1 protein-coding gene is annotated in these 3187 nt (G+C 66.0%); it reads left to right on the top strand.

The window, feature by feature from the left end:
* On the top strand, positions 1 to 3187 hold a 3187-nt coding region (locus AWC27_RS14750), incomplete at both ends, for a type I polyketide synthase (RefSeq protein ID WP_139837009.1).

Raw genomic sequence — 3187 nt, 5'->3', positions numbered from 1 at the left:
TTCCTAACCATCCCCACCGCCACCACCAACCCCCGCCAACAACTACTGGATGCCCTGCAGGCGCTGATTCTCGACCAGCCCCACCCCGGCGTCGCCCGCCACCACTATCAGGCCCACCACGCCGCCAAAACGGTGTTCGTCTTCCCCGGCCAAGGCGCCCAATACCCGGGAATGGCCACCGCGCTCTACACCCACCACCCGCGCTTCGCCCAAGCCCTCGACGACTGCGACCACGCCCTGCACCCCTGGACAGGCTGGTCGGTCCGCGAGGTGTTGCACGACGATGCAGGCGCACCCCCGTTGGACCGCGTCGATGTCATCCAGCCCGTCCTGTTCACCATCATGATCGCCCTGGCCGAACTCCTGCGCTCCCACGGCATCACCCCCGACGCCGTCGTCGGGCACTCCCAAGGAGAAATCGCCGCCGCCTACATCGCCGGCGCACTACCCCTACACCAAGCCGCCAAAATCGTCGCCCTGCGCAGCCAAGCCCTGACCACCCTGGCCGGCCACGGCGCCATGGCCTCGGTACGCCTAACCCCCCAAGAACTGCAACCCCACCTCCAACCCTTCAACACCACCCTGACCATCGCCGCCACCAACGGCCCCACCCACACCATCATCAGCGGCGACCCCACCGCCCTCGACCAATTCAGCACCTACTGCGACCACCACGACATCCACCTCCGAACCATCGCCGTCGACTACGCCTCCCACTCCCCCCACGTCGAACAACTACGCACGCACCTACTCGACCAACTGGCCGACCTCACCCCCCAACCCGCCACCATCCCCCTCTACACCACCGTGCACAGCGCACTGTCCGACCATCCCCTCGACACCACCACCATGACCGCCGACTACTGGTACACCAACCTGCGCGAACCCGTGCGCTTCCACGACACCATCACCACCCTGCTCACCCAAGGCCCCCACACCTTCATCGAACTCTCCCCCCACCCGGTACTGGCCCCCGCTCTGACCGACACGCTGGCCAGCGTTGCAGAACCTAGCGATTCGGCGGTTATCACCACGTTGCATCGCGAGCATCCTGATCTGGACGCGATGGCCAACGCCCTGGCGCAGCTGCATACGCATGGTCACAGTCCGTCGTGGTCTGCCCTGTATCCGGGGGCTCAGGCCGTGGAGTTGCCCACCTATCCCTTCCAGCACCGCCCCTACTGGCTAGCCCCGCCGGCTTCGAGTGTGACCACCGATCCGGTCGAGGGTCAGTTGTGGAACGCGGTGGACAGCGGCGCGGTGGACGCTGTCGCACAGGTGTTGGGGATTGAGGACTCCGCCGAGGCGGCTTCGTTGGGTCCGGTGGTGGCTGCTTTGCGGCAGTGGCGCCGACAACTCGCCGAGCGCTCGGTGGTGGACAAGCTGCGCTATCGGGTCAGCTGGCAAGCGGTTAGCCTGGCTACCTTCCCGCAAAGCCGGCACCGATGGCTGGTGTTGATGCGTCCTGAGCAGTCCGAGGATCCTTGGCTGCAGGCCCTATTGGCCCGCTATCCCGAGGAATTCAGCGCCACGGCCATTGATTCCGACCGCCTGGACCGCGATGAGTTGGCTGCGCTACTGGTCGAACACGTCGCCGCCGGCGACTGCGAGGGCGCGCTGTCGGTGCTGGCGCTTCCCGACCACACCGACTCCGAGATCTCTGGGCCATCGCTCGGTTTGCTGTCCACCCTTGGGCTGGTGCAGGCCTACAGCGATAGCGGCTTGAGTCTCCCGTTGTGGGTGCTTACTCAGGGCGGGGCCCAACTAGGCCCCGACGAACCACCGTCAACACCAGGCCAGGCCGCCGTGTGGGGGCTAGGGCAATCGGTTTGCCTGGAGCACCCCGAATGGTGGGGCGGGCTAGTTGATCTGCCGACTGCCCCTACGGCCCAAGACGTCAAACGCCTGCACACGATCCTGACCTGCCCGCAATCCGAAGACCAGCTGGCTCTTCGTCCGCATGGTGTTCATGCTCGACGCCTCCACCACGCACACCTGCCCGCAGATCACCGGCGCACGTGGAAGCCCTCAGGGACCGCGGTCATCACCGGCATGAGCGGTCAATCGGGCCCTGGTATCGCCCGCTGGCTAGCCGATGGCGGAGCCAGCCACCTGGTTCTGCTCAGCAGCACCGCCGCCACCGACCCCCAAGTGGCGGCACTGCAAGAAGAACTCCACGCCGCCGACGTCAGCACCAGCGCCATCTCCGTAGACATCGCCGATAGAGCTGCGGTGGCAGGCGTGATCGAGCAAATCCGCGCCGACCACGGGCCCATCGACACCGTCGTCCACGCCGCAGAGTTTCTGGGCTGGGCACCTATCACCGAAGTAACCCTGGAGGAATTCCACGGCACTTACCTGGCCAAGGCGCTAGGGGCAGAAAACCTCATTGCCGCACTGGAGGATCAGCCGCCGCAAACCTTCATCCTGTTTTCTTCAGCGGCCGCAACCTGGGGTGGCACTCGGCAGGGTGCCTACGCGGCGGCGAACGGGCACGTTGAGGCCTTGACCACCCAGTTACGTAGCCGTGGTTGGCATGCCCTGGCCCCGGCCTGGGGAACCTGGGCCGATGACCGCACCACCTCCCAAGACACGCTGGATTATCTGGACCGGATCGGACTGCACCAGTTCTCTGCCGAGACCGCTTTTGCCGCGTTGCAGCAGTCCCTGGACGTCGATGACACGCTGATCACCCTCGCCGATGTCGATTGGGACCAATTCCAAGACATCTTCACCGCCCGCCGCGCCCACCCCCTGTTCACCGAACTAGCCACACGCAATACCCCAACCGCGGCCGCGATCCCCCAAGGACTGGCCAACCAACTGGCCGGCCATACCCCAGAGCAGCAACGAGCCACCCTGACCACCCTCATTCTGACCGCCACCGCCGCCGTGCTGGCCCACCCCAATCCCGAAACCCTGAATCCCGAACAGCCCTTCAAACAGCTCGGCATCGACTCCCTGACCGCCCTGCAACTCCGCAACACCCTGGCCCGCCACACCGGCCTGCCGCTACCGGCAACCCTGGTCTTCGACCACCCCACCCCGACCGCCATTGCCCGCCACCTGATGAGTCTGCTGTCGGGCAGCGCCACCCCGACGCGGGTGATCACCGCCGTCGCCGGGCAGATTGACGAACCCATCGCGGTGGTGGGGATGGCGTGTCGGTTGCCGGGTGGGGTGGATT

It is taken from the genome of Mycobacterium szulgai (genome assembly GCF_002116635.1).
In the GTDB taxonomy this organism is placed as follows: Bacteria; Actinomycetota; Actinomycetes; order Mycobacteriales; family Mycobacteriaceae; genus Mycobacterium; species Mycobacterium szulgai.
The sequence above is the reverse complement of the archived record's forward strand: the minus strand, read 5'-3'. Positions and strand labels throughout refer to the sequence as shown.